General features: G+C 69.8%; 24 protein-coding genes, 2 tRNA genes and 2 pseudogenes. 22 read left to right on the plus strand and 6 right to left on the minus strand.

All coding sequences use genetic code 11. The features are described 5' to 3' along the window. The first annotated feature begins 10 nt into the window (after positions 1-10). Both CEB94_RS26810 and CEB94_RS26815 read left to right on the plus strand, forming a co-directional pair. The gene (locus CEB94_RS26810) at positions 11-691 is read left to right on the plus strand and encodes an AIM24 family protein (RefSeq protein WP_175434629.1); all 681 of its coding nucleotides are present in this window, start codon (positions 11-13) and stop codon (positions 689-691) included. A gap of 16 nt (positions 692-707) precedes the next feature. Continuing rightward, entirely contained in the window at positions 708-1463 is a 756-nt protein-coding gene (locus CEB94_RS26815) for an AIM24 family protein (RefSeq protein ID WP_175434630.1), read from the plus strand. 167 nt (positions 1464-1630) lie between these two features. Here CEB94_RS26815 and CEB94_RS26820 read toward each other — a convergent pair whose 3' ends face one another. Together CEB94_RS26820 and CEB94_RS26825 are read right to left on the minus strand one after the other, a co-directional pair. Next, positions 1631-2158 carry an NUDIX hydrolase gene (locus CEB94_RS26820; protein ID WP_175434631.1) on the minus strand — a complete coding sequence of 176 codons (528 nt, stop codon included), beginning with the start codon at positions 2156-2158 and terminating at the stop codon, positions 1631-1633. Continuing rightward, positions 2155-3615: a zinc-dependent metalloprotease gene (locus CEB94_RS26825; protein ID WP_175434632.1), complete on the minus strand. Its 1461-nt coding sequence runs from the start codon at positions 3613-3615 to the stop codon at positions 2155-2157. Before CEB94_RS26825 ends, CEB94_RS26820 begins: the two co-directional genes overlap by 4 nt. 192 nt (positions 3616-3807) lie before the next feature. Here CEB94_RS26825 and CEB94_RS26830 point away from each other — a divergent pair, with 192 nt between their 5' ends. From CEB94_RS26830 to CEB94_RS26845, 4 genes are all read left to right on the plus strand, one after another. Beyond that, the gene (locus tag CEB94_RS26830) at positions 3808-4929 is read left to right on the plus strand and encodes an SDR family oxidoreductase (protein ID WP_175434633.1); all 1122 of its coding nucleotides are present in this window, start codon (positions 3808-3810) and stop codon (positions 4927-4929) included. Between the two features lie 93 nt (positions 4930-5022). Next, entirely contained in the window at positions 5023-5484 is a 462-nt protein-coding gene (locus CEB94_RS26835; RefSeq protein WP_175434634.1) for a molybdenum cofactor biosynthesis protein MoaE, read from the plus strand. A gap of 115 nt (positions 5485-5599) precedes the next feature. Further along, entirely contained in the window at positions 5600-5764 is a 165-nt protein-coding gene (locus CEB94_RS26840; protein ID WP_175434635.1) for a hypothetical protein, read from the plus strand. A gap of 101 nt (positions 5765-5865) precedes the next feature. Beyond that, positions 5866-6957, plus strand: a complete 1092-nt coding sequence (locus tag CEB94_RS26845) for a YlbL family protein (protein WP_175434636.1) — start codon at positions 5866-5868, stop codon at positions 6955-6957. 47 nt (positions 6958-7004) lie between these two features. Here the strand turns inward: CEB94_RS26845 and CEB94_RS26850 are convergent, their stop codons facing one another. Then, positions 7005-7547 (minus strand): PPA1309 family protein, encoded by a 543-nt coding sequence (locus CEB94_RS26850; protein WP_175434637.1) that lies wholly within the window; start codon positions 7545-7547, stop codon positions 7005-7007. Between the two features lie 163 nt (positions 7548-7710). On the opposite strand from CEB94_RS26850, the gene CEB94_RS26855 reads away from it, so the two are divergent. From CEB94_RS26855 to CEB94_RS26870, 4 genes are all read left to right on the plus strand, one after another. After that, a complete protein-coding gene (locus CEB94_RS26855) occupies positions 7711-10650 on the plus strand; it encodes a UPF0182 family membrane protein (protein WP_246112193.1) in 2940 nt (979 codons plus the stop codon). A gap of 56 nt (positions 10651-10706) precedes the next feature. Further along, positions 10707-10780, plus strand: a tRNA-Met gene (locus CEB94_RS26860). 234 nt (positions 10781-11014) lie between these two features. Next, positions 11015-12835 (plus strand): tetratricopeptide repeat protein, encoded by a 1821-nt coding sequence (locus CEB94_RS26865; RefSeq protein WP_175434639.1) that lies wholly within the window; start codon positions 11015-11017, stop codon positions 12833-12835. A gap of 86 nt (positions 12836-12921) precedes the next feature. Next, positions 12922-12995: transfer RNA gene (locus CEB94_RS26870), tRNA-Met, on the plus strand. A gap of 128 nt (positions 12996-13123) precedes the next feature. Here the strand turns inward: CEB94_RS26870 and CEB94_RS26875 are convergent. Then, positions 13124-13540, minus strand: coding sequence for a Fur family transcriptional regulator (locus CEB94_RS26875; RefSeq protein WP_175434640.1), 417 nt, complete (start codon positions 13538-13540; stop codon positions 13124-13126). 145 nt (positions 13541-13685) lie between these two features. Between CEB94_RS26875 and CEB94_RS26880 the strand changes: the two genes are divergently transcribed. Continuing rightward, a complete protein-coding gene (locus tag CEB94_RS26880; RefSeq protein ID WP_218945934.1) occupies positions 13686-15137 on the plus strand; it encodes a catalase in 1452 nt (483 codons plus the stop codon). Between the two features lie 70 nt (positions 15138-15207). Here CEB94_RS26880 and CEB94_RS26885 read toward each other — a convergent pair whose 3' ends face one another. Continuing rightward, a complete protein-coding gene (locus CEB94_RS26885) occupies positions 15208-15600 on the minus strand; it encodes a CBS domain-containing protein (RefSeq protein WP_175434641.1) in 393 nt (130 codons plus the stop codon). 942 nt (positions 15601-16542) lie between these two features. Between CEB94_RS26885 and CEB94_RS41935 the strand changes: the two genes are divergently transcribed. Next, positions 16543-16722: a hypothetical protein gene (locus CEB94_RS41935; RefSeq protein WP_342789940.1), complete on the plus strand. Its 180-nt coding sequence runs from the start codon at positions 16543-16545 to the stop codon at positions 16720-16722. Positions 16723-16790: 68 nt separating this feature from the next. Here the strand turns inward: CEB94_RS41935 and CEB94_RS26895 are convergent, their stop codons facing one another. Then, positions 16791-17636, minus strand: a complete 846-nt coding sequence (locus CEB94_RS26895) for a sigma factor-like helix-turn-helix DNA-binding protein (RefSeq protein ID WP_175434643.1) — start codon at positions 17634-17636, stop codon at positions 16791-16793. A 454-nt stretch (positions 17637-18090) separates the two neighbouring features. Here CEB94_RS26895 and CEB94_RS26900 point away from each other — a divergent pair, with 454 nt between their 5' ends. From CEB94_RS26900 to CEB94_RS26945, 10 genes and pseudogenes are all read left to right on the plus strand, one after another. Continuing rightward, entirely contained in the window at positions 18091-18360 is a 270-nt protein-coding gene (locus tag CEB94_RS26900) for a DUF6284 family protein (protein ID WP_175434644.1), read from the plus strand. After that, positions 18357-18956: pseudogene (locus CEB94_RS41940) on the plus strand (protein spdB); the annotation flags it as partial. The gene CEB94_RS26900 and the pseudogene CEB94_RS41940, both read left to right, overlap by 4 nt. 518 nt (positions 18957-19474) lie before the next feature. After that, on the plus strand, positions 19475-19822 hold the full coding sequence (locus CEB94_RS26910; RefSeq protein ID WP_175434646.1) for an RRQRL motif-containing zinc-binding protein: 348 nt from the start codon (positions 19475-19477) through the stop codon (positions 19820-19822). Position 19823: 1 nt separating this feature from the next. Further along, on the plus strand, positions 19824-20141 hold the full coding sequence (locus CEB94_RS26915; protein ID WP_175434647.1) for a hypothetical protein: 318 nt from the start codon (positions 19824-19826) through the stop codon (positions 20139-20141). After that, positions 20138-20314 (plus strand): pRL2-8, encoded by a 177-nt coding sequence (locus CEB94_RS26920; protein ID WP_246112194.1) that lies wholly within the window; start codon positions 20138-20140, stop codon positions 20312-20314. The genes CEB94_RS26915 and CEB94_RS26920 overlap by 4 nt, the downstream gene beginning before the upstream one ends. A gap of 2 nt (positions 20315-20316) precedes the next feature. Beyond that, positions 20317-20511 carry a hypothetical protein gene (locus tag CEB94_RS26925; protein WP_175434648.1) on the plus strand — a complete coding sequence of 65 codons (195 nt, stop codon included), beginning with the start codon at positions 20317-20319 and terminating at the stop codon, positions 20509-20511. Positions 20512-20590: 79 nt separating this feature from the next. After that, complete coding sequence (locus CEB94_RS26930; protein ID WP_175434649.1) at positions 20591-22726, plus strand: ATP-binding protein; 2136 nt, start codon at positions 20591-20593, stop codon at positions 22724-22726. Positions 22727-22930: 204 nt separating this feature from the next. Further along, a complete protein-coding gene (locus tag CEB94_RS26935) occupies positions 22931-23395 on the plus strand; it encodes a hypothetical protein (protein ID WP_175434650.1) in 465 nt (154 codons plus the stop codon). A 123-nt stretch (positions 23396-23518) separates the two neighbouring features. Then, a pseudogene (locus CEB94_RS26940) lies at positions 23519-23827 on the plus strand (DNA methylase); the annotation flags it as partial. Continuing rightward, positions 23824-24717 (plus strand): bifunctional DNA primase/polymerase, encoded by an 894-nt coding sequence (locus tag CEB94_RS26945; protein ID WP_175434651.1) that lies wholly within the window; start codon positions 23824-23826, stop codon positions 24715-24717. The pseudogene CEB94_RS26940 and the gene CEB94_RS26945, both read left to right, overlap by 4 nt. Positions 24718-24726 lie beyond the last annotated feature (9 nt).

Consider the following 24726-nt stretch of genomic DNA (forward strand, 5'->3'; position numbering starts at 1 on the left):
GGAGCCCGTCATGACACAGCAGCTCGCGGGCCATGCCCCCGCACCCGTCACGGTCCGCATGGAGAACCACGGCAACCACATGCTGAAGGTCGCCATGCAGACGGGGAACGACCTCCTCGCGCGCGTGGGGTCGATGGTCGCCTACGAAGGGTTCGTGCAGTACGAGCCCAACCCGCCGGCCGTCCGCCAGATCGCCAAGGACTGGCTCACCGGCGAGGGCGCGCCCCTGATGAAGTGTTCCGGCGACGGCCTGCTCTACCTTGCCGACTACGGGGCGAACGTCGTCGTCATCAACCTCAACGGCGACGGCATCTCCGTCAACGCCACCAACCTGCTCGCCTTCGACGCCCACCTGACGTGGGGCGTGGAGCGGGTCAAGGGCCTGGCGAAGTTCGCCGGGCAGGGCCTGTGGAACACCAAGATCTCCGGACAGGGCTGGGTCGCGCTGACCTCCCGGGGCAAGCCGATCGTCGTCGACTGCGGAGGCGGTGAGGACGAGACATACGTCGACCCCGACGCGCTCGTCGCCTGGTCCCCGAACCTCAAGGTGAAGGGCAAGCGCAGCTTCCGGGCCCAGTCGCTGATCGGCCGCGGCAGCGGCGAGGCCTACCAGATGGCCTTCTCCGGTCAGGGCATCGTCGTCGTCCAGCCCAGCGAGGACAGCACCGACCGCCTCCGGGCCCGGGGCTGAGGGGGAGCCAGAAGCCATGCAAAGCCCGATTTTCGCCTACAACGAGCAGCAGACCCAGGAGCGCTGGAGTCTGCAGAACAAGCAGATGCTGCGCGTCACCCTGGAGGGCCACGACGACATCCTGGCCCGCAAGGGCACCATGGTCGCCTACCAGGGCCTCGTCGAGTTCGACGCCGAGTACCAGGCCAACGACCAGGCACGCGCGCGTGCGCACACCGGTGAGGGACTCGACCTGATGCGCTGCCACGGGCAGGGCACGGTCTACCTCGCCAACCTCAAGCAGCACGTCCACGTCATGGAGGTGGACCAGGACGGCCTCACCGTCGACAGCAGCTACGTGCTGGCGATGGACTCCTCGCTGCACCACGAGGTCATCGCCGTGGACAGCCTGTACGGCATCTCCGGCTCCGGGAAGTACCAGCTCAACATCACGGGCCGGGGCAAGGTCGCTCTGATGACCTCGGGGATGCCGCTGCTGCTGCATGTGACGCCGGACAAGTACGTCAACTGCGACGCCGACGCGATCGTCGCCTGGTCGACGAGCCTGCGGGTGCAGATGCAGGCCCAGACGCACTCCTCCGGGGTGTGGCGGCGCCGCGGCAGCACCGGCGAGGGCTGGGAGCTGAGCTTCATGGGCACCGGCTTCGCGCTGGTCCAGCCCAGCGAGCTGCTGCCTCCGCAGAACGCCCAGATCGGCTCGGGCCTGTCCGCCCAGTACGGCATGGGCCAGCAGGGGGCGCGCGGGCAGAACCAGGGCAACGTCTGGAGCTGAGCGTTCCGCGGGTTCGGCGGACGGTCTTCGGGGGTTGCGGGCCGGCTCTGGCTGCGAGCCGTACGTGGCTGGTCGCGCAGTCCTCGCGCCCTTGAGGGGGCGCGGCCCGCCGTCAGGACCGGATGTAAGGGGCGGCCGTCAGAAGCGGTCGCCCCTTACACACGCCTTCAGGCCCCGAGTCTCGCCCGCGTCGCCCGCAGCAGCCGGACGACCGACTCGTCGGCCACCTCCGGAACCTCGTCGTAGCCGAACCAGCGCACGTCGAGTGACTCGTCGCTGATCGCGTGCGCGGCGTCCGGCGGTGCCACGACCGCGTACTGGACGTCGAAGTGGCAGTGGCACGGCGGCGGGATCGGATGCCGGTCCAGGCGCACCGGGCCGCCGGGCAGCAGGGAGAGCCCCGGCACGCCGGACTCCTCCGTCGCCTCACGCAAGGCCGCTTCCGCCAGGGAGGCGTCGCCCGGCTCGCAGTGGCCGCCCATCTGCAGCCACATCCGCAGCTTCCTGTGCAGTGTGAGCAGCACCCGGCCGCCCTCGGGGTCGATCACCAGCGCGCTCGCCGTGATGTGCCCCGCGTGGCAGGCCTTCCACAAGCCGTCCGGGTGCTCCGCCAGATGGTCGAGATAGGCCTGGCGGAGGTCCGTCTGGTCCTCGTACCCCTTCAGTACGAGGACCGCGTCGTCGTACAGGCTCACCCGGCGTCGTCGCCCTTGTTCTTGTCCTCGCCCTCGTCCTTCTTCTTCAGGTCGGGCTTGTCCGCCGCCTCGCCGAGCATCTTGTCCAGCTCGGAGAAGTCGATCTGCTCGCGGTGCACGAAGCCGTCCGGGTCGTCCAGGTCGGTCGCCGTCGGCAGCATGTCCGGGTGGTGCCACAGGGCGTCCCGGCCGTCGACGCCGCGCGCGTCCGTGAGCGAGGCCCACAGACGGGAGGCGTCCCGCAGGCGGCGCGGGCGCAGCTCCAGGCCGATCAGCGTGGCGAACGTCTGCTCGGCCGGACCGCCCGAGGCGCGGCGGCGGCGCAGCGTCTCGCGCAGGGCGTCGGCGGACGCCAGGCGGGGTTTCGCGGCGGCGTGGACCACCGCGTCCACCCAGCCCTCCACGAGCGCCAGAGCCGTCTCCAGACGGGCCAGGGCGGTCTTCTGCTCGGGCGTGTCCTCCGGCTGGAACATGCCCTGCTGGAGGGCCTCCTGCAGCTGTTCCGGGTTCTGCGGGTCGAACTGGCCGACCACGTCCTCCAGCTTGGCCGTGTCGACCTTGATCCCGCGCGCGTAGCCGTCGACCGCACCGAACAGATGCGAGCGCAGCCACGGCACGTGCGCGAAGAGGCGCTGGTGGGCGGCCTCGCGCAGGGCGAGGTACAGCCGCACCTCCTCCTGGGGGACGCTCAGGTCCTTGCCGAACGTTTCGATGTTCACCGGCAGCAGCGCGGCCTTGCCGGCCGGGCCGAGCGGCAGTCCGATGTCGGACGAGCCGACGACCTCGCCGGCGAGCACGCCGACGGCCTGGCCGATCTGCGTGCCGAACATGGCGCCGCCCATGGAGCGCATCATGCCGATCAGCGGGCCGGCCATGGCCTGCATCTCCTCCGGCAGGACGTCGCCCATGGCGGTGCCGACGCGCTCGGCGACCGGGTCGACGAGCTCCTTCCAGGCGGGCAGGGTGGCCTCGACCCACTCCGCGCGGCTCCAGGCCACCGCGGAGGCGGCGCCGGAGGGCAGGGACGTGGCATCGTCGAGCCACAGGTCGGCGAGGCGGACGGCTTCCTCGACGCCCTTGCGGTCGGTGGGGCCGACGCTGGCGTCCTTGGTGCCGTCAGGGCTGCCCTGGGAGACCGTCTGGCGGGCGATCTGCTTGGCCATGTCCCAGTTCACCGGGCCGCCCTCGTAGGAGAGCATCTGGCCGAGTTGCTGGAACGCGGCGCCCAGGTCGGTGGGGTTCAGCGACCCGAACATGGCTGCGAACGGATTGTCCGCACCGGGGCCGCCGGGGCCGCCAGGGCCTCCGCCGAAGCCTCCGGCTCCGGGCAGGCCGCCGAAACCGAACGGGTTGGCCGGTCCCTGACCACCACCGCTCTCCTGGTCCTTCTTCTTGCCCTCGTCGCCGTCGTCCGGCTCCTCCGGCGGAAGGCCGAATCCGAATGGGGTGTCACTCACGGGATTCCTCGGCTGGTAGGGCCGCCGGTTCTTTCCGGCGGCACGGCTGCCCGACAACACCACCCAGCGTAGACACCTGGGGCGGATCGGGCCTCGGTGCTTCGCCGACTGACGGCCTGCGGCAGGATGGATGCCACCTGGTACGCACGCGTCGGACGCGCTCGTACTGAAGACAACCGCTGGAGACGCCCGGTGAGTTCCCCAGATCCGCAGGTTCGCGCAGCGCGAAACCAGTCAACCAGTTCCGCGAGTCCCGCGCCGCGCGGACCCGTCGTCGCGGTCACCGGCGCCGCGTACGGCGTAGGAGCCCTGCTCACCGAGCAGCTCGCCGCATCCGACGAGGTCAAGCAGGTCGTGGCCATCGACGAGCGGCGCGGCGAGTGCGCGGCGGCCCAGTGGCACATTCTGGACGTACGGGATCCGGCCATCGCGGACAAGCTGCGCGGGGCCGACGTGGTGGTGCACCTGGCGCTGGATCTCGACTTGGAGACCGACGCCGCCGCCCGAACGGCCTACAACGTGCGAGGGACGCAGACCGTCCTGACGGCGGCCGCGGCGGCCGGAGTGCACCGGGTCGTGCTCTGCACCTCGGCGATGGTCTACGGGGCACTGCCCGACAACGAGCTGCCGCTGTCCGAGGACGCCGAGCTGCGTGCCACGGCCGAGGCGACCGGCGTCGGCGATCTGCTGGAGATCGAACGGCTGGCGCGGCGCGCGCCCCGGGCGCACCCGGGGCTCAATGTGACGGTGGTACGGCCGGCGGTGCTGGTGGGCGGCACGGACACCGCGCTGACCAGGTACTTCGAATCTCCCCGGCTCCTCGTCGTCGCCGGGTCGCGGCCCGCGTGGCAGTTCTGCCACGTGGAGGACCTGTGCAGTGCGCTGGAGTACGCCGTCCTGGAGAAGGTCGACGGGGAACTGACCGTCGGGTGCGACGGCTGGCTGGAGCAGGAGGAGGTCGAGGAGCTCAGCGGAATCCGCCGGATGGAGCTGCCGTCGGCGGTCGCGCTGGGTGCGGCGGCGCGGCTGCACCGGATCGGGCTCACGCCGTCCCCGGCCGGAGACCTGGCGTACACGATGTACCCCTGGGTGGTGAGCGGCAGCCGGCTGCACGACGCCGGATGGCGGCCGCAGTACACCAACGAGGAGGTGCTGGCGCAACTCCTGGGGGAGGTCTCCGGCCGGCACACGGTCGCCGGGCGGCGGCTGGGCCGCAAGGACGCGACGGCCGCGGGTGCCGCCGGCGCGACGGTGGCGCTGCTCGGTGCGGCGGCGGTGGTACGGCGGGCGCGGAAGGCCCGGCGGCGGATCTGAGGGACGCCCTGTAGGAGACTCCGAACGCGTCCGCGCGCGTGCCGGTCGATAGCTCTATTCCGTGCTGTCGGTCCTGTGCGGCACGATGGAGGCATGGCAACCACGAACGATCACCCCGGTGAGCAGGCCGCGCAGGACCCGATCAAGCTGATCGGGATCCGGGACTCGGACCTCTCCCTGGACGAGGTGTTCCGGGCCGTCGGGGACGACGCGGCCGGGGGCACCGCGCTCTTCGTGGGAACCGTGCGCAACCACGACGGGGGCGCTGATGTCGAGGAGCTCGGGTATTCGTGCCACCCCAGCGTCGAGACCGAGATGCGGCGGATCGCCGAGAAGGTCGTCGCCGAGTTCCCGGTGCGGGCCCTGGCGGCCGTGCACCGCGTGGGGGACCTCCGGGTCGGGGACCTGGCCGTGGTCGTCGCAGTCTCCTGCCCGCATCGCGGAGAGGCCTTCGAGGCATGCCGGAAGCTGATCGACGACCTGAAGCACGAAGCGCCCATCTGGAAGCACCAGAAGTTCTCCGACGGCACCGAGGAATGGGTCGGCGCCTGCTGATCCGGGAAGCCGCCTTCCGGTTGCGTAACCGCCCCCCTGGCGTGAGCGTTGTCACTGCGGATCGTTAATCTGCTGATCAGTCAGTTGCGGATGCTCAAAGGGGTTGGAGGTCGGCATGGCGGCGCTCGCCTGGTTGCTGATTCCGCTTGTGGCTGCCATCGGCGCGGGGCTCTGGGGCAGTTGGGCCAACCGGACCCGAAAGGTCCGTAACGACGGCCCGGAGCTCACCGGCTACGCCCGCTTCTGCGAGGCCATGGAGAAGCCCCGGCCGGGTGCCTGACGGTCGAAGACCAGCAGGTCACAGGCTTGGCACAGCGCAGGGCCGCCCCGGGCGGGCGGCCCTGACGGTGCGCTGACAGGACCGTCCCGTACTGTCGAGTCATGCCACGCCGCACCGCGACGATGCTCGCCTCCACCCTGATGCTGATCGCGCTCCTGTGCGCGGGAGTGTTCATCCCCGTGCCCTATGCGGAGATGTCCCCGGGGCCGACGGTGAACACGCTGGGCGATCACGACGGTGAGCCGGTGCTGCAGATCACGGGGAAGAAGACCTACGCGACCAATGGCCATCTGAACATGACCACGGTCCGGGTCACGAGCGCCGACTACCGAATGAATCTGGTCGAAGCCGTCTACGGCTGGCTCGCCCACGACAACAAGGTCGTACCGCACGAGACGCTCTACCCGGACGGCAAGACCGAGGAGCAGTCCACCCAGGAGAACGCCGAGGAGTTCAGCCAGTCCCAGGAGAGCGCCAAGGTCGCCGCCCTGAAGCAGCTGGACGTCCCGGTGAAGTCCTGGGTGATCGTCTCGACGGTCGTCAGGGACTCCCCGGCCCAGGGCAAGCTGCACGCGGGGGATGTGATCAAGGCCGTCGACGGTACGACGGTGAAGGAGCCGGCCGACGTCGCGAAGCTCGTCACCAAGCACAAGCCGGGCCAGGACGTCCGCTTCACGATCGTGCCGGCCAAGGAGCAGGCCGCCGCGGAGAAGGAGAAGCGGACGCCGAACAGGACGCAGGACATCACCATGACCACCACGACGTCCGACGACACCGGTGAGAAGCGCGCCATCGTGGGGATCTCCGCGGGGACCGACCACACGTTCCCGTTCACCATCGACATCAAGCTCGCCGACGTCGGCGGGCCGAGCGCCGGGCTGATGTTCGCTCTCGGCATCTACGACAAGCTCACCCCGGGCAGCCTGACCGGTGGCAGGTTCGTGGCCGGCACCGGCACGATCGACGACGCCGGCAAGGTCGGGCCGATCGGCGGCATCGAGATGAAGACCGTGGGCGCGCGGGCCAAGGGCGCCCAGTACTTCCTGACGCCCGCCGACAACTGCGCGGCCGCCGCCAAGGACAGCCCCGACGGCCTCACCCTCATCAAGGTGGGCACCATCAAGGACGCCCTCGGCGCTCTCGAGGACATCCGCAGCGGCGACACCGCGGATCTGCCGAAGTGCGGTAAGTAGCCCAGGGACCAAGGGCCCGGAAACCCGGGCCCCGCGGCCCTCCGGGGCTACTCCTCGAACGTCGCAGCCAGCCCCTCCGCCAGCCCCGGGACCAGGTCGGAACCGGTCAGGACCTCGGTGGGGGAGTCCTTCTCGCGCAGCCGCAGGGCCGACTCACGCGTGCCGTCGCGCAGGACCCCGACCGTCATGCGGACCTCCTGGCGGTCCGGGTGGTCGGCCACCCACTTCGTGAGCGCGGCCTCGCTCAGGCCCTGCGGAACCTGGGCCTCAGCGGACGGCGGCAGCATCAGGCGCTCCACGGCGAGGGCGCAGCCGACCACCGCGTCGGGCCAGGCGATGGTGGCCAGGAACTCGTCGAGCGGCTTGCCCGTTGGAACTTCGTCCTGCTCGATCGGGGTGAGGCCGGAGTTCTCCGACTCGTCCCCCAGACCGAGCCGGTCCGCGAGCGAGGGCTGGTCGGCCCGCAGCCGTGCGGTGTCGACGAGGGCGAAAAGGCGGGCTGACTGGTCCCAGCCGAGGCCGGAGACGTACTCGTCGATCTCGAGAACGGCCCGGGTGAGCGGGTTCGCAGCCATGGGAGTGTTGGACATGGTCACAATCCTGCCTCGTTCCCGGCCGGAATCGGGAACCGAGTAAACGGTGAGTAAGTTGCATAGGTGGGGGCCCACGATCACGGGGGCCACGAACGGTCCGTGAAGACGCGGGCCTGACGAATCAACAGCGAACTTCGAGGTGCGCACCTTGGCTTTCCAGATGCCGGACCGCGGCGGAGGCCCTTCGGGGCCGCGGATCAGAGTGGGCCGCCCGTCCCGGCGTGTCCGGACCCTGCTCATGACGCTGGGCGTCCTGGCCGTTCTCGGCATGGCGTTCACCATGTTCGCGGGCTTTTGGACGGACTGGCTCTGGTACCGGTCGGTGAACTACTCCTCGGTCTTCACCACCACCCTGTGGACCAAGATCGGGCTCTTCTTCGTCTTCGGCCTGCTCATGGCCCTGGCCGTCGGCTTCAACATCTGGCTGGCGCACCGGCTGCGGCCGCCGCTGAGCGCCATGTCGATGGAGCAACAGAACCTCGACCGCTACCGGATGGGCATCGCGCCCTACAAGAAGTGGCTGCTGCTCGGGATCACCGCCCTGGTGGGCCTGATCGCCGGCGCCTCCGCCTCCGGTCAGTGGCGGACGTGGCTGATGTGGGTCAACGGCGTGCCCTTCGGGCAGAAGGACCCGCAGTTCAAGCTGGACGTCTCCTTCTACGCCTTCGACCTGCCCTGGTACCGGTTCCTGCTCGGCTTCGGCTTCGCCGCCGCGATCCTGTCCGTGATCGCCGCCGCGCTCACGCACTACCTGTACGGCGGGCTGCGTGTCACCAGCCCCGGCGCTCGCGCCACGGCAGCGGCCACCGGGCACCTGTCGGTGCTCATCGGCATCTTCGTGGCCCTGAAGGCGGTCGCGTACTGGCTCGACCGGTACGGACTCGCGGTGAAGTCCAGCGACTTCCGGGCGACCGACAACTGGACGGGCCTGAGGTACGTCGACGCCAACGCCTATCTGCCGGCGAAGACGATCCTGTTCTGCATCGCCGTCATCTGCGCGCTGCTGTTCTTCGCCACCATCTGGCGGCGCACGTGGCAGCTGCCCGTGATCGGCTTCGGCCTGATGGTGCTCTCCGCGATCCTCATCGGCGGTCTCTACCCGGCGATCGTGCAGAAGTTCCAGGTCCAGCCGAACGAGCAGGCCAAGGAAGCGCCGTACGTCGAGAAGAACCTCGAGGCGACGCGCAAGGCCTACGGCATCGACGGCACCAAGGTCACCGACTACTCGGGCAGCAGCAAGACCGAGGACAAGACCACACTGCGCGACGATGTTCCCGCCACGGCGAGCATCCGGATCATGGACCCGAACATCGTCTCGCCGACGTTCCAGCAGCTCCAGCAGATCAGGAACTATTACGCGTTCCCGAACAACCTGGACGTCGACCGCTACGCCAAGGACGGCAAGGACCAGGACACGGTCATCGGCCTGCGTGAGGTGAACCTGGCGGGCATCCCGAAGAAGAACTGGATCAACAACCACTTCCGTTACACCCACGGGTACGGAGTGGTCGCCGCCGAGGGCACCAGCGCCGACGCCCAGGGCCGGCCGAACTTCACGGAGTCCGACCTGCCCTCCGAGGGCAACCTCGGCACGTACGAGCAGCGGATCTACTACGGCGAGAAGACCGAGACGTACTCGATCGTCGGCGGTCCCCAGAAGGAGATCGACTACTCCGACGACAACGGCGAGAAGACCACCAGCTACAAGGGCGACAGCGGGGTCAACCTCTCCAATCCGGTCAACCGGGCCGCGTACGCGGTGGCGTTCGGCGAGCCGCAGATCCTGTACTCCGGAGCCATCGGGGACGGTTCGCGGATCCTGTACAACCGCACGCCCAAGGAGCGCGTCGAGGCGGTCGCCCCCTGGCTGACCATCGACGGCGACGCCTACCCGGCGGTCGTGGACGGCCGGATCCAGTGGATCGTCGACGCGTACACGACGACGAACGGCTACCCGTACTCCTCGCGTACGACCCTCGGTGACACCACCGCCGACTCGCTGACCGCCACCAACGACAACCGCGCGGTGGTGGCCCAGCAGAACCAGGTCAACTACATCCGCAACTCGGTGAAGGCCACCGTCGACGCCTACACCGGCAAGGTCAAGCTCTTCCAGTGGGACACCCAGGACCCGGTCCTGAAGACCTGGATGAAGGCCTTCCCGAACACCGTGGAGCCCAAGAGCGACATCTCCAAGTCGCTCATGGACCATCTGCGCTACCCCCAGGACCTGTTCAAGGTCCAGCGGGAGCTGCTCACCCGCTACCACGTGAAGGACGCCACGACGTTCCTCAGCGGCAGCGAGGTGTGGCAGGTGCCGGACGACCCGACGAACCGGGCGGGCAGCGCGGTGCCGCCGTACTACCTGAGCATGAAGATGCCCGACCAGAAGGCGCAGGCGTTCTCGCTGACGACGACCTTCACACCCAACGGCCGGGACAACCTCAGTGCGTTCATGGCGGTCGACGCCGAGGCGGGCACCAGTGACTACGGCAAGATCAGAATCCTGAAACTGCCGACGAACACCACGGTCAACGGACCCAAGCAGGTCCAGAGCCAGTTCAACTCGCAAGAGGACATCGCCGAGTCCATCAGGCTCCTGAGAGGCGGCGACTCCGAGGTCGAGTACGGCAACCTGCTGACGGTGCCGCTCGACGGAGGCCTGCTGTACGTGGAGCCGGTCTACGTGCGCGGTGGTGGACTGAAGTACCCGCTGCTGCGCAAGGTGCTGGTCACCTACGGAGGCCAGACCGCCTTCGAGAACACCCTCGACGAGGCCCTCAACAAGGTCTTCGGAGCGGACGGCCCGGCCGCCGAGCCACCGGACGAGGGCGATACGACGACACCACCGCCGACGTCCGACAACCCGACGGTCCAACAGGCCCTGCAGGACGCCCAGAAGGCGTTCGACGCGGGTCAGGAGGCCCTGAAGAAGAACGACTGGGAGGCGTACGGGAAGGCGCAGAAGGACCTCGAGGACGCGCTGCGGCGGGCCGAGGACGCGCAGGCCGAGGCGAGCCGGGCGGGCGGTGCCGGGGGCGGCGAGAGCAAGCCCAGCGCCGGCCCGAGCGGCAGTCCGAGCCCGAAGCCGAGCAGCTAGGTCCCTGGCCTGGTCAAATGCCACCCCGCGCCGTGATACGGTTGTGAACACAACGGCGCGGGGTGGAGCAGCTCGGTAGCTCGCTGGGCTCATAACCCAGAGGTCGCAGGTTCAAATCCTGTCCCCGCTACTGAAGTCGCGATGTCCGAGTGACGGAGTGACACCGAAGGCCCGGATTCCACACAGGAATCCGGGCCTTCGTGATGTGTGAACGCATGTGCTGGCCCGTGCTGTGGCCGCGCCGCCGTGGGGAGTTGGGCAATCTGTGTTTGACTTGTCTCTCTGTGGGCATGTCGACAAAACGCTGAAGTGACCTCACTGGCTGCGGTATACGAGGTGTACCCAGGTTGCAGGTGGTGCGACGATGGACGTTATGGGGGACAAGGCAACTCTGTTCGAGACAGGGCGTTTTGTGCAGCCTTCCAGCCGGGAGGACACCGAGACCCCGGACGAGACCGGGGAGATCGCCGACGAGGCGGCCGAGGAGCTGCGTCAGCGGCTCGCCGCCGAGGCCGGCGACGTCGAGGCGATGAGTGTCCTCGGGGCCATGCTGCTGCGCCGTGGTGACCTCGACGGTGCCGAGCCTCATCTGCGTGCCGCCACCGCCGCGGGCGACCGGGCGGCCGCCAACAACCTGGGAGTCCTCCTCCACCAGCGGGGGTACGCCGACGAGGCCGCCGGATGGTGGCGGATCGCCGCCGTCGCCGGATCCACGGCGGCCGCGCACGCCCTGGGCCGGCACCACCGCGAGCGCGGCGACGAACCCGCCGCCGAGTACTGGCTGCGCCAGTCCGCCGAGCAGGGCCACACACTGGGCGCGTACGCGCTCGCCGATCTGCTGGAGCACCGCGGTGACGCCGGGGCCGAGCGGTGGATGCGGGTGGCGGCCGAGCACGGGCACCGGGAGGCGGCGTACCGGCTGGCGAGGGCGCTGGACCGCAAGGCGGCGCGGGAAGCCGACGGTGACAACGGTGTCCAGGTCGAGGAGGCCGAGCAGTGGTACCGGCAGGCCGCCGCGCGCGGCCACCGGCGGGCCGCCCTGCACCTCGGGACGATCCTGGAGAGGCGCGGCGAGCTCAAGGAGGCCGGGCGCTGGTATCTGACATCCGCCAAGGACGGCGAGGCGCGGGCCGCCTGCGCGCTCGGCTTCCTGCTGCGCGACGCGGGCGACACCGAGAGCGCCGCCGTGTGGTGGCTGCGGGCCGCCCAGGACGGCGACGGCAACGCGGCCAACGCCCTGGGCGCGCTGCACGCCGAGCGGGGCGAGACCCAGACCGCCGAGCGGTGGTACCGGGCCGCGATGGACGCGGGCGACGTGAACGGCGCGTACAACCTCGGCCTGCTCTGCGCCGAGCAGGGACGCACCCCGCAGGCCGAGCAGTGGTACCGGCGCGCGGCCTACGCCGGGCACCGGGAGGCCGCGAACGCGCTGGCGATCCTGCTGCTGCGGGGCGGCGACGAGACGGGCGCGGAGCCGTGGTTCTCCAAGGCCGCGGAGGCCGGGAGCGTCGACGCCGCCTTCAACCTCGGCATCCTGCACGCCGGCCGGGGCGAGGAGCAGGCCGCGCTGCGCTGGTACGAGCGGGCCGCCGCCGCCGGGCACACCGAGGCGGCGCTCCAGGTCGGTATGGCGATGCTGCGGGACGGCGACGAGCAGGAGGCCGAGCGGCATCTGCGGTGTGCGGCCGGCGGCGGCAGCGCCGAGGCCGCGTACCGGCTGGCGACCGTGCTCGACGCGCGGCGGCCGCCGGAGCCCGCGCACGAGCTCGGGGAGCCGGTGCACCGGCGGAGCGAGTGTGAGGAGTGGTACGAGCGGGCGGCGTCCCAGGGGCACCGGCGGGCGCAGGTACGGGTCGGCATGCTGGCGGCGGCCCGGGGCGATGTCGTCGAGGCGGCCCGGTGGTACCGGGAGGCGGCCGAGGCCGGATCCCGCAACGGCGCGTTCAATCTCGGGCTGCTGCTGGCCCGGGAGGGGAGCGAGCCCGAGGCGGCGGTGTGGTGGAAGCGGGCCGCCGACGCCGGGCACGGGCGGGCGGCGTTGCGGCTCGCCCTGGTCTACGCGCGTCGGGGTGAGCTGGCGGAGGGGCAGCGCTGGGCCGATCGGGCCGTGTCGCTGGGGCCGGCGTCGGTCGCCGAGAGGGCGGAGCGGTTGAGGGACGCGCTGCGGCAGGAACTGTCTGCGTGAGGCGCTGTCGCCGGGACCGGGCGGGCAGGGTCCCGGCAATGGATTTGCATCCGCCCTCCGCGTTGACGTAACGTTGCATTCAACGGCGCGGGGTGGAGCAGCTCGGTAGCTCGCTGGGCTCATAACCCAGAGGTCGCAGGTTCAAATCCTGTCCCCGCTACTGAAGGCCGAGGGCCGGAATCCGAAAGGGTTCCGGCCCTCGGTGTATTCGGCGTCGTGCGTGGCACGGCAGCAGAAAGCCCCGGCACCCATCGGTGCCGGGGCTCTCGTGTGTCGCGTGCGAGCGGGCTAGGCGGCCGCGCAGTTCGGGCAGACGCCGCGGTACGTCACCTCGACGTCCGAGACCGTGAAGCCGAAGCGCTCGGTGTCGGGGAGGTCCGCCAGCGGGTTGCCGACCGGGTGGACGTCCCGGATCGCGCCGCACTGGGCGCAGATCAGGTGGTGATGCGGCCGGTGGGCGTTCGGGTCGTACCGCTTGGCGCGCTGGTCGGTCGAGACCTCCAGCACCTCGCCGAGGGACACGAGCTCACCCAGCGTGTTGTAGACGGTCGCCCGGGAGATCTCGGGCAGCTTGGCGACGGCCCGGGCGTGGACCTCGTCGGCCGTCAGATGGACGTGTTCGCCGTCGAGGACCTCGGCCACGACGCGCCGCTGCGCGGTCATCCGCCATCCGCGTCCGCGCAGGCGTTCCAGAAGGTCACTCATGGCCACCAGCCTAACAGCAAAGGGGACCAGGTCCCGAACAGGTGTGAGTTTAGAGTCTCACTTGCTTTAGACATTGTCTATTGTAGGATCGAGAACGGCTTTGGCCGGTGGACAGGACTGGTCGGGAATGGTGCAGGAGGCGCACGTGACGCAGGGACCGCTTACGACGGAGGCCGGAGCTCCGGTCGCCGACAACCAGAACAGCGAGACCGCGGGCGTCGGCGGCCCGGTGCTCGTCCAGGACCAGCTCCTGCTGGAGAAGCTGGCCCACTTCAACCGTGAGCGCATACCGGAGCGCGTCGTGCACGCCCGCGGCGCGGGCGCGTACGGCACCTTCACGGTGACCGCCGACGTCACCCCGTACACGCGCGCCGCGTTCCTCTCCGGGATCGGCAAGCAGACCGAGGTCTTCCTGCGCTTCTCGACGGTGGCCGGCAACCTGGGCGCGGCGGACGCCGTCCGCGACCCGCGCGGCTTCGCGCTGAAGTTCTACACCGAGGAGGGCAACTACGACCTCGTCGGCAACAACACCCCGGTGTTCTTCATCAAGGACGCCATCAAGTTCCCCGACTTCATCCACACCCAGAAGCGCGACCCGTACACCGGCTCGACCGAGGCGGACAACGTGTGGGACTTCTGGAGCCTGTCGCCCGAGTCCACGCACCAGGTGACCTGGCTGTTCGGTGACCGTGGCATCCCCGCCTCGTACCGCCACATGGACGGCTTCGGCTCGCACACCTTCCAGTGGAGCAACGCGGCCGGCGAGGCCTTCTGGGTGAAGTACCACTTCAAGACGGACCAGGGCATCAGGAACCTGACCGCCGAGGCGGCCGCCCGGCTCGCCGGTGAGGACCCCGACTCCCACCAGCGCGACCTGCGTCAGGCCATCGAGCGCGGCGAGTACCCGACCTGGACCGTCGGCGTGCAGATCATGCCGGTGGCCGAGGCGGCGGCGTACCGCTTCAACCCGTTCGACCTGACCAAGGTCTGGCCGCACGCGGACTACCCGGTCGTCGAGATCGGCAAGCTGGAGCTCAACCGCAACCCGGAGAACGTCTTCGCCGAGGTCGAGCAGTCGATCTTCAGCCCCGCCCACTTCGTGCCGGGCATCGGACCGTCCCCGGACAAGATGCTCCAGGGCCGCCTCTTCGCCTACGGCGACGCCCACCGCTACCGCGTCGGCATCAACGCCGACCACCTGCCGGTGAACCGCCCGCACGCCACCGTGGCGCGCACCAACTCCCGAGACGGGCACCTGTACGACGGCCGGCACAAGGGCGCGAAGAACTACGAGCCGAACAGCTTCGGCGGTCCGTACCAGACGGACCGGCCGCTGTGGTCCGCCACGGCCGTGAGCGGCGCGACGGGCAGTCACCCGGCTCCGGTCCATGCCGAGGACGACGACTTCGTGCAGGCGGGCAACCTCTACCGCCTGATGAGCGAGGACGAGAAGGAGCGCCTGATCGCCAACCTGGCGGGCTTCATCGCCAAGGTCTCGCGCGACGACATCGCCGAGCGCGCGATCGGCAACTTCCGTCGGGCCGACGGAGACTACGGCAAGCGGCTGGAGGTCGCGGTCCAGGCCCTGCGCGGCTGAACTCCAGCGCTGGACCGCTTGCGGTGGCGGACGGGCCGGGTCCCCTCGGGGGCCCGGCCCGTCCGCGTGGTCACGCCGGGACCTGCTGCCGTGCCGGGGCCCAGCAGCGGATGATGTCGCGGACCGAGACGATGCCGGTGGGTTCGCCGCCGTCCAGCACGATGAGGTGCCGGAAGCCGCCGTGTGTCATGGCGCCCGCCGCCTCCACCAGGGTCCAGGCCGGAGCGGCGAACACGACGTCGGTGGTGGTGTGGGCGTGGGCGCGTTCCGTGTCCGGGTCCTGGCCCAGGCCCACGGAGTTGAGGATGTCGCGTTCGGTGAGGATGCCGATGCCGCCGGCGTCGGGGTCGTGGACCACGGCCGCCCCCACCTTGCGCGCGGACATCAGCGCCGCGGCCTGGCGCAGGGTGTGGGTCGGGCCGATGGTGAGGACGACAGTGCTCATGGCGTCACGGACGAGCATGGATGGAGCCACCTCCTGGGAGTGTCCCCGCCGTTTGTTCAGCGTTTCACAAGTTCACAAGTTGGGGGGACTCTCAGAGTGGCAGGCAAAGGGAGGGTCAACAAGGGGGCGCTCGGTAACAACGGGGGGCTCAGTAGCGCTGGTACTGATCAACAACTTTGGCGGGCTGCGGAGTTGCTCCGCAGCCCGCCAAATACCTGGGCGTTTGCTGTCGTTGCTTGTCGTTGTTGGTCGTCCTCGGCCACCCTTGGACGGCCCACAGACGGCCCCGCTGTGGGTGTGCGACCTGGGGCACTGCTCGATCCATGAGCCTTCAGGGCCCCGCCGCTCATGCTCACTGGCCCCGCCAGCGGACGCCTTCTGTCCGTATTGGCTCTCCGGTCACCACCGGCAGTAGGCCACGGTCGCATCGTCCCCAGACTTGTAGCGCGGCCATCGGAGCCCAGAGGGGTCTGTGGCCTCGACCTTGCGTACGGCTTCAATCAGCTCACGTGGCCCACCAGCCAGAAGCGTGGCGAAGACGTCAGACCAGGTCGCCATGCCGTACTCCGTGACGAGCCTCGATACACCATCCGATAGGACGGCAGCGGAGTGGACATCTCGCGTTTGGGTCGTGCCGGTAAGGGCGTGCTGTGCCGCTTCTGGGCTGGCTGCGGCCACCCAGTAACCTTCTGGAGTGTTGCGCACCTGCCGCTGAGCCAGCACAAGACGTTGCAGCGCCTCCCTGTGCGCCGAGGTATGCGTTTCGTGGCGCTCAACCTCAGCTCGCAGTTCTGACAGCACTTCGTCCACCCGAAGGTCGCTGATGACGGTGTGACCCTCGGCGCCTTCGAGAACGATGGGCGAATCAGCTAGGACCAGATGGTCAAGGACTCCGTGTCGCTGCCGCAGGATCGCAACCGTGGCTGATGGCGTCCCGGGGTCCCCAAGGTCACATTCGGGGTGCGCCGCCGCAACGCGTTCGAGAGAGTCTGCCAGGCCGTCGGCGAGTGGTCGGTCAAGATCTGCCAGAGCAGCCACAAGATGCCCCCCGAGGTGGGCGACGTACCACGGGACGCCATGACGGCATCCCGTGGACAGCCCGGCAGTGCTCAGCCCGTCCAGCACTACGGCGAGCGTTGAAGTGCCGGCCACCCAATCTTCGTTTGGGTTGGCCCCTCCACCTTGCGTTTCCACACAGACGCGCATGATCAGCTTTCGTGTCGGTACAGCGGGGTGACTCGACGGCTCTCCAGCACTTCCAGCGTCTCGGGGTCGTAACGACACGAGATCAGCGTCGAGAAGCGTCGAGTGCGAACCTCTCGGTACAGCTCCGCCAAGTGGTGCTCCAAGTAGTGCACGACTCCGTTCGCCCCTATGGCGTGGATACCGGCGATGTACAAAAACGTCCCACGGCCATCCAGGCGCGGGAGCCGTCCGAGGTAGCCGAAGTCGCCTGCTGAGCCGTCCTCATCCATCGGGGACCGATACGTCTCGCCTGTCTTCTGGTCCATCAGGTGCCAGGCACGGTCCTTCTCAAACCGCAGGTTGTGGTCACCCTCCAACACTTGGGCGACGATGGGGGACAGTCGCGGACCGCAGATGACCACGTGGTTGTCACGGTTGAGGTTGACGATGCCGCTGGGTGGGATCACCTCGTACTGAGCCTCAAGCTTCATCCCTCCGAGAAGCTTGCGCAGATGCTCAAAGTTGTCGAGATCTTCCCGCACCACGACCGCACTCGGGTTCTGGTCGGGCTCTTTGCCAGCCTCGGTCTTTCCGCCGAGCGAGACGGTGACCAGGTCTGTGCCAAAGAACGCCCGCTCGGGGGGTGGCCCGGCAGACGCCAGTTGTCCCACTCGCCCCCGGCTCACGCCAAGGTTCTTGGCGATCTCGGCTTGTGTCATGCCTGACGCTTGCGCCTCTTCGATGGCTTCTCGGCGAATGCGGGACAGCTCCAGCACCCAGGCCTGATAGGTCGCCATCAGGTCAATCGCGGCCTTGGCTCGCTCGACCGGGACCGCGATGTCAGCGACCCGCTTCATGTCGTCGTGCACGACTCTCCAATCGCTCGCCTAGGGGGGCTAACGAACTGTATCGCGAGAGGGGGTTGCGCGCAGCCTTGGGTTTGCTTACGGTACCTATCAGGCGACTCGGCAAGCCCCCCTAAGCAGCAGTGAAGGGAGTGCTTGCACTGGTTTGACCTGCATAAATGCGCCTGGAGGAAAGCCCGCGGGGGTGAGTACGAAGGAAGCGTCGGTTCCTTGACAACTGAATGGGGATTACGCCGCCTCTCCTCGGCCAAGTAGGCGGCCGCACGGGGTCACTCCCGTGCTAGGTGCAGCGCAACTCAATCTCCGCAGTCTGCTGCGGCCGGTTGCCTCCGCTGCTCGTCTCGTACGAGCAGCGCTGAGGGGAGCCGGACCTACCGACTTCAACGGCGCGCGGTCCCGGTGCGGGAACACCGGGACCGCTGTTCGGGCCGTTCCTGTGCGAGAGGAACAAGACCCAATGGACCACATCGTTACTGTTCAGGACGCTGTTACCGCATTCGCGGACTACATGGAGCCGACGGACGCGGAACTGGCCGCGATCGAGCGGGAGATGCCCGTCATCCTGGCGGACGTCGACCTGCTGGACGCGCAGATCATCACCCTGGACCGCGTCCCGACCGAGCTGGACAACCGGCGCCTGCGCCGGGCCCGCCGCCGGGCCCTGGCCGCGAGGCTCGCCGTGGCCAACCCCACCGCCGCCGCGACGGTGCCCGGGGGTGCCGCATGAAGGCCAAGACGGCATTGCCCGCTGTGGCGATGACGGCCGTGTCCATGGTGCTCACCCTGGCCGTGGTGATGATGTGGCTGGGCAAGGCGGTGCCGTGGCCGGTCGCCCTGGTTGTCGGTCTCGGTATCGACGGGGGATGGCTGGCCACCCTCGCTTACGAGCGGCGCCTTGCCGCGCAGGGCGACCACAACCGTGCCGTGACCGCCGTGGGTTGGGGCTTCGGTCTGCTCGCCACCGGTGTCCTGGTGATCCACGCACTGACCGCTGAGGATTCGGCGGGTGCGTGGCTGGCGGTGTCCTGGCTGCCGGTCGCCGCTAAGGCCCTGTGGCTCGTTCACAGCCTGTGGGAACAGACCGCTCTGACTCCCAAGGCGCTGGAATCGATCCGCGCTATTCAGCAGCAGGCACGGGACGCTGCCGCGCTGGACCGGGCCCGGCTGCGGGCCGCAGCAGGAACGGAACAGACCCGGCTGACGGCGGTCACAGCAGCAGGCGCCCGCGTCGCCCGCGTCCAGGCCACGACTGCCAAGAAGCTGGCGGGGGCATGGTCGACCCTGGAAAGCACCCACCAGGGGGAGGGCACCGCCCGTGCCCTAGCGGGCACGTCCACAGGCTGGGCACTGCCCACCTGGGCCACCACTGCCAGCCCGATCGCAGACGGTGGCGCGGATGCGGAGGAATCGACCGAGACCGGGATGGAACGGTCTACGGCTGAGCTGGAGAAATCGACCCCGCTCACCGTCACCCTGACCCGCCTGCCCCTGCCCGATCCCGTCCCCCTCGACATCGGCAAACCGGGCCCCACAGGCACCCCGATCCTGCCCCTGGTCGCCCCGACCCCGGAGCCGATCGAGGCAGCCCCGATCCGGCCGGTTGCGCGGCCGGTTGCGGCGGAGTCGACCCGGCCGGTCCGGGCGACGGGTCGGGTGCCGGATGCGGCGAAGACACCGCGTGTGCGGCGCAGCCCTGAACAGCTCATGACTGAAGCCCGCACGCTGACGGCCGACTGGCCCGACGCACAGATCACGGGTGAGGGTCTGCGCCGGGCCCTGCGCACCTCCCCGGCCAACGCCCGCAAGCTGCGGGATGCGCTGCTGGCTGAGCGGGCCGCGTGATGGGGGCGCTGCCGGTGTTCCGGTGGCGCCTGGCCCCGGACGGCTACGCCACCCGCCGCCAACTGCGCGCCCAAGGCCTACGCCCCGGTGGCCAGGATGTGGCGGCCCAGCTCGAACGCCCCCGCCGCCGCCGAAGCCCGCTGGTCGCCTACCTGTACCGCATCGACCTGGCCAAGCCCGTGCGGCCGATGACCCCGGGCCGGTGGGCGGCCCTGGCCAAAGCCAACGCCGCCCGCCGCCTCTGCCCCACCTGCCGCCGCGATGCGGGCTACGTCATCCCGCCCACGCTCGGCATGTGCACCCCCTGCGCCTTCCCCGAACCCTCCCCTGAGCTGAGGAGTGCCTGACATGGGCAAGCCCGACACCCGCCGCCTGGACCGCGAGATCCAGGGCACGACCCGCAAGCTCGAAGCCGTCCAGCAGCGTGAACTGTGGCCGCTCAACGGCGGCGAACGCCGCGCCGTGATCGGCGCCTTGGCCGGCGGCTCCTACCGGGTCGTGAGGGGCCGCAGCACCGACCGCGCCGAGCGCCGGTTGGAGACGGCGTGGAACGCGGCCCAGACCCGGCTCATCTCGGAGCTGACCGCGTTGCAGACCGAGCGGCAGCGGATCGTGAATGAGCACGCCAAGGCCAAGGCCGCGAAGAAGTCCTCGGGGTGGTGGTGACCATGGCCGCCGTCGAGACGCCTCCCGGCCAGTGCCCGCAGCGCTGGCAGCACGCATACGACAAGAGCATTCACCGCCGCTTGAAGCCGCGTCAGGACTGCCCGCAGTGCGTCGACCACATGGTCAACGGCTGCCCCTACCTCATGCCCAAGAAGCCGTCGAGGTGGTGGTGAGCATGCCGCGCACAGCCCGCACGACCGCCCCGAATACGCACTTTCACTGCCCGGACTGCGGGCCGCTGGTCTTCGGCGTGACCCGGGCCATCTGCGGCCACGTCATCCCCGCCCCGGTCGTCGGCGACGGCCCGGAACGCAAGTGCCCGGCCTGCAAGGCGGCCCTGCGCGCCCACCAGCGCAGCCACCGCCGCTAGCCCTGCCGGCGCCGCCCTTGCCAGGGCGGCGCCCCCTCATCTTCCCGCCCCGCGTGGGGCAGTCAGGAGCCCTCCCGTCATGGGTGACAACGTCGTTCACCTGCACAAGAACACCGACCCGCCCGCCGACACCGAGCTGTCGGCCGACACCGCGTCCGTGACCACGCTGACCGTGGTCCCCGAACCCGCACCGCCCGCCCCCGTGCCCCTGTGGGTGCGCTCCGGACGGGCCATCAAGACCGCCGCCACCCACGAGAACACCAAGACCGCCGCCCGCGCGGCGGCCCGCCACGGCATGTACACGTTCAACGGGGGCCGGATCGTGGCCCGCCGTACCTGGGACGGCCGCACCGGCTCCCGGTACGAGCGCTACATGCGTGCGGCCGAAGCCGCGGGGAACATGGAGCTGGCCGCTGAGTGGGAGGAGCGGTTGCAGCGCTTCCGTGACGCCCGGCACCGCCGCCGCATGGACCTGCTGCACTCCCCGCTCGACGCGGCAAAGGCGGTCGGGGTCGGCGCCGGGATGAGCGTTGGCCTGCTGGTCGCCCTCGGGATCGTGATGGCGCTCAACACCAAGCAGGTCGGGGACGTCATCACCCCGCTGACCGCGACCATCGAGTTCATCGGCACCCTCATGCGGATCGTGCAAATCGTCTGGGGACCGGCCATCACCATCGGCCCGTTCCTGGCCCTGCTCGCCCTGTGGGCGGTGGGCCGCAAGCAGCAGGCCGCACCCCAGTGGGCCCTTCCCGCCAACGTCCGATCGGGCGAGGGTGAGCCGATCACCCCGTCCATCGTGGTCAAGGCCCTGCGCGACCTGGGGATCGCCCCACTGAAGAACGCCATCAAGGAGATGGGCGACGCCGGCGCCTCGATGCTCGGCCCGATCCGGATTGCCGGATGCGGCGTCGAGGTCGACGTCACCCTCCCCTCGGGAGTGTCGACGATCGAGGTGCAGAACCGGCGCCGCAAGCTCGCCGAGAACCTCACCCGGCACGAGCATGAGGTGTTCATCACCATCCCCCAGGCCGCCCGCACCGTGCGGCTGTGGATCGCCGACTCCGGGGCCCTGGACGAGCCGATCGGCCCGTCCCCGCTTGTCACCGACGACACGATGACCGCCGACTACACCAAGGGCAAGGCCCCCTGGGGCCAGGACCTACGCGGCGACACTGCCGCCCTGAGCCTGTATCAGCGCCACCTGCTCATCACCGGCCTGTCCAACCAGGGCAAGACGGCCGCGCTGCGGGCGCTCGCCCTGTGGCTGGCCCTTGACCGGTCGGTGGAGTTCTGGATGGGCGACCTCAAGGGCGCTGGGGACTGGGCCATGTTCGACGGGATCGCCACCCGGCTCATCCAGGGACCGACCGATGAGCACGTCATCCAGGTCACGGAGATGGTGGAGGACGCGGTGGAGGAGATGAACCGCCGCCTCCAGGCGCCGCCCGGCACGGAGTTCCCGCTGCTGGTCGTCATCGTGGACGAGGCGCAGGTCGCGTTCATGTGCCCGGTCAAGGGCGACGACAAGCGCCCCTACGGTGGCTCCAGCGCCACTTCCCGCTACTACATGGGCGCCCGGAAGATCCACAACCAGGGCCGCGCCGTCAACGTCCTGCTCTGGCAGGGCACGCAGGACCCCACCGACCAGAACCTTCCCAAGCTGGTTCGCGAGGGCGCCCACACGCGGGCATCGCTCGCGCTGGGCACCGAGTCGCAGGCCCGCATGGCGCTGGGCGACAAGGCCGTGGATGGCGGCGCCGCTCCCAACCTGCTGCGTCCGGGTCTGGACAAGGGAACCCTGGTCGTCGCCTCCGATGGCATCGAGATCCCCAAGGGGCAGTCGTCCATCACGGTGCGCACGCACTACATCAGCACCGACGACGCCAAGGCGATCGCATCCCGCGCCAAGGCGCTGCGCGATGGTGTCACCACCCTGCACGTCATTGAGCGGGGCGAGGAGCGTGACTCGCTCGCCGACATCGCGAGCGTGGTCGGCGACGCGCCTCGGTTGCGCACGCAGGACGTCCTCAAGCGGCTCGCGATGCTCAGCGAGGACGCCTACGGCAAGTGGTCGTTCATCGATCTCAAGCGGGTGCTGGACGGCACCGGAGCCGAGCCCTACAAGTCCGACGGCGTCATGGTCGTCAGCCGCGACCGCGTCGCCCGCGCCCTCGCCAACCGCGACGGAGACGGTTCCGCTTCCGCCGACGGATGACAGGGAGCCGACCCCGACGGGTCAGGGAGGCAGGGAGAACTCCCTGACCCACCTCCCTGACCCACCTCCCTGGCCCTGACCTGCACGAATGATCAATCAGGGAGTCAGGGAGGCGTTGCAGGCCAGGCCCCTGAAACCCCCGCCATACGGCACCCCGAAGGGGGTGTCTCAGCCTCCCTGAACCGGCACCGGAAGGGATTCCGCATGTACCCCGAACACCCCGGCCACTCGCCCACCGAACGGGCCGTGGAAGTCCACCACCCCACCCCCATCACGCCCGCCGCCGTGACGCCGGCACCGCTCGTTCCCGTCCAGCCCGGCAGCGTCCCGGCCGTGGCGAGCGTGGTCCTGCCCGACGGCCGCGTCGTCACCGGCTACGCCATCAACCCCGCCCAGCCCGAGCCGGTGGCCGTCAAGCCACCCGTCTCCCGCGCGGCGGTGAACGTCGCCCTCGGCGGGGTCGGATTCCTCGCGGTGTGCGGCGGGCTGATCCTGCTCACCTCGTTCATCGCCGCGCTCACCGCGTTCATCACCCAACTCATCACCCTCGCCGCCGTCATCTTCGGCGGATGGATCGCCGTGCAGATCTTCAGCGCGAGCAGCCACCAGGGCGGCACCACGGTGAACATCCGCAAGGCCACGTTCAAGCGCAACCACTTCCACAGCTAGATACGCCAAGGGCGGCCCCCTCTCGCCAAAGACCGGGCCGCCCTGACCATCCAGACCGCTAGCGACGAACTGGAGACATCCAGCATGACGCAACCCACCGACATCCGGCGAGCACTCGGCTTACTCGGACTCGCCGTGATCATGCACCGCTACTTCGAACTGGGCGGCTGGACCACCGTGCAGCCGGCCCACCCCCAGCACCGGGGCCGCGTGCGCGGCTACCGACACGGCCAGCACTTCGACGGCCCCTACGTCGCCGCGTACGGCAAGGGCGGCGGCAAAGCCACCGTGGACGAGATTCGCACCGCCAAGGGCATCGACTGGTCCACCGATCACCTGAAGCTCAGGGAGGCGCTCCCCCCGGCCTACACCGAGTGGATCGGCCGCGCCTACCTCGCCACCCTCGCCCCCGCGCTGGAGGTGGCCGCGTGAACGAGCACCTGACCCGCGCTGCCCTAAACGCCGCCGAACGCGGCTGGCACGTCTTCCCCCTGCGTCCCAACACCAAGCGGCCCGCCCTGCACGGGGAAACCGCCTGCCCGCGCACCGGGGCCTGCGCGAGCGGACACCGCAAGTGGGAGGAGCGGGCCACCACCGACCCCGACCGCATCCGGGCCGCCTGGGCGCACGCCCCGTTCAACGTCGGTATCGCAACCGGCCCGTCCGGGCTGCTGGTCGTCGACCTGGACGTGCCCAAGGACAACAGCAGCACCGACGCGCCTGACGGCGCGGCGACCTTTGAGGCGCTCTGCGAGCGCACCGGGCAGCCCGTCCCGCGCACCCGCACGGTGCGGACCGCGAGCGGTGGGCTGCACCTGTACTTCACTGCCCCCGCCGCCGTGCGGCTGCACAACACCGCCGGGACACTCGCCCCGCTGGTCGACACCCGCGCATGGGGCGGGTACGTCGTCGCCGCCGGCAGCACCATCGGCGGCGCCGCGTACGAGGCTGTGGGCCCGGCCCTGCTGCGACCCGTGCCCGACTGGCTCAAGGCCCTGCTGGTGCCCGCCCATCCGGTCAACCGGCCCGCAACGGCCACCGGAAGGCGGCATCGGCCCTACGTCGACGCCGCCCTGGCCAAGGAGACGGCCGCCGTCTCGTCAGCCCGTGAGGGGCAGCGCAACGCCATGCTCCTGCGTGCTGGGCGGGCATTGGGCCGGTTCGTCGCGTCCGGTGATCTGACCCGCACCGAGGTGGAGACGGCTCTTCAAGGGGCGGGGGAGTCGGCCGGCCTGCCGACGGCCGAGTGCCGCGCCACCCTGCGCAGCGCCCTGGACTGGTCCATCACCCACAACCAGACCAGCACGCGGGAGGCGGCATGAACACCCGCC

It is taken from the genome of Streptomyces hawaiiensis, assembly GCF_004803895.1.
GTDB classification, from domain to species: Bacteria; Actinomycetota; Actinomycetes; order Streptomycetales; family Streptomycetaceae; genus Streptomyces; species Streptomyces hawaiiensis.

Bases quoted from the DNA above. Each gene is read 5' to 3' on its own strand.
- CEB94_RS26865 (WP_175434639.1), top strand. From the start codon at position 11,015: ATGGACGTTATGGGGGACAAGGCAACTCTGTTCGAGACAGGGCGTTTT.
- CEB94_RS26840 (WP_175434635.1), top strand. From the start codon at position 5,600: ATGGCGGCGCTCGCCTGGTTGCTGATTCCGCTTGTGGCTGCCATCGGC.
- CEB94_RS26910 (WP_175434646.1), top strand. From the start codon at position 19,475: ATGGGGGCGCTGCCGGTGTTCCGGTGGCGCCTGGCCCCGGACGGCTAC.
- CEB94_RS26875 (WP_175434640.1), bottom strand. From the start codon at position 13,540: ATGAGTGACCTTCTGGAACGCCTGCGCGGACGCGGATGGCGGATGACC.
- CEB94_RS26925 (WP_175434648.1), top strand. From the start codon at position 20,317: ATGCCGCGCACAGCCCGCACGACCGCCCCGAATACGCACTTTCACTGC.
- CEB94_RS26915 (WP_175434647.1), top strand. From the start codon at position 19,824: ATGGGCAAGCCCGACACCCGCCGCCTGGACCGCGAGATCCAGGGCACG.
- CEB94_RS26885 (WP_175434641.1), bottom strand. From the start codon at position 15,600: ATGCTCGTCCGTGACGCCATGAGCACTGTCGTCCTCACCATCGGCCCG.
- CEB94_RS26930 (WP_175434649.1), top strand. From the start codon at position 20,591: ATGGGTGACAACGTCGTTCACCTGCACAAGAACACCGACCCGCCCGCC.
- CEB94_RS26815 (WP_175434630.1), top strand. From the start codon at position 708: ATGCAAAGCCCGATTTTCGCCTACAACGAGCAGCAGACCCAGGAGCGC.
- CEB94_RS26900 (WP_175434644.1), top strand. From the start codon at position 18,091: ATGGACCACATCGTTACTGTTCAGGACGCTGTTACCGCATTCGCGGAC.
- CEB94_RS26935 (WP_175434650.1), top strand. From the start codon at position 22,931: ATGTACCCCGAACACCCCGGCCACTCGCCCACCGAACGGGCCGTGGAA.
- CEB94_RS26850 (WP_175434637.1), bottom strand. From the start codon at position 7,547: ATGTCCAACACTCCCATGGCTGCGAACCCGCTCACCCGGGCCGTTCTC.
- CEB94_RS26855 (WP_246112193.1), top strand. From the start codon at position 7,711: ATGCCGGACCGCGGCGGAGGCCCTTCGGGGCCGCGGATCAGAGTGGGC.
- CEB94_RS26845 (WP_175434636.1), top strand. From the start codon at position 5,866: ATGCCACGCCGCACCGCGACGATGCTCGCCTCCACCCTGATGCTGATC.
- CEB94_RS26835 (WP_175434634.1), top strand. From the start codon at position 5,023: ATGGCAACCACGAACGATCACCCCGGTGAGCAGGCCGCGCAGGACCCG.
- CEB94_RS26810 (WP_175434629.1), top strand. From the start codon at position 11: ATGACACAGCAGCTCGCGGGCCATGCCCCCGCACCCGTCACGGTCCGC.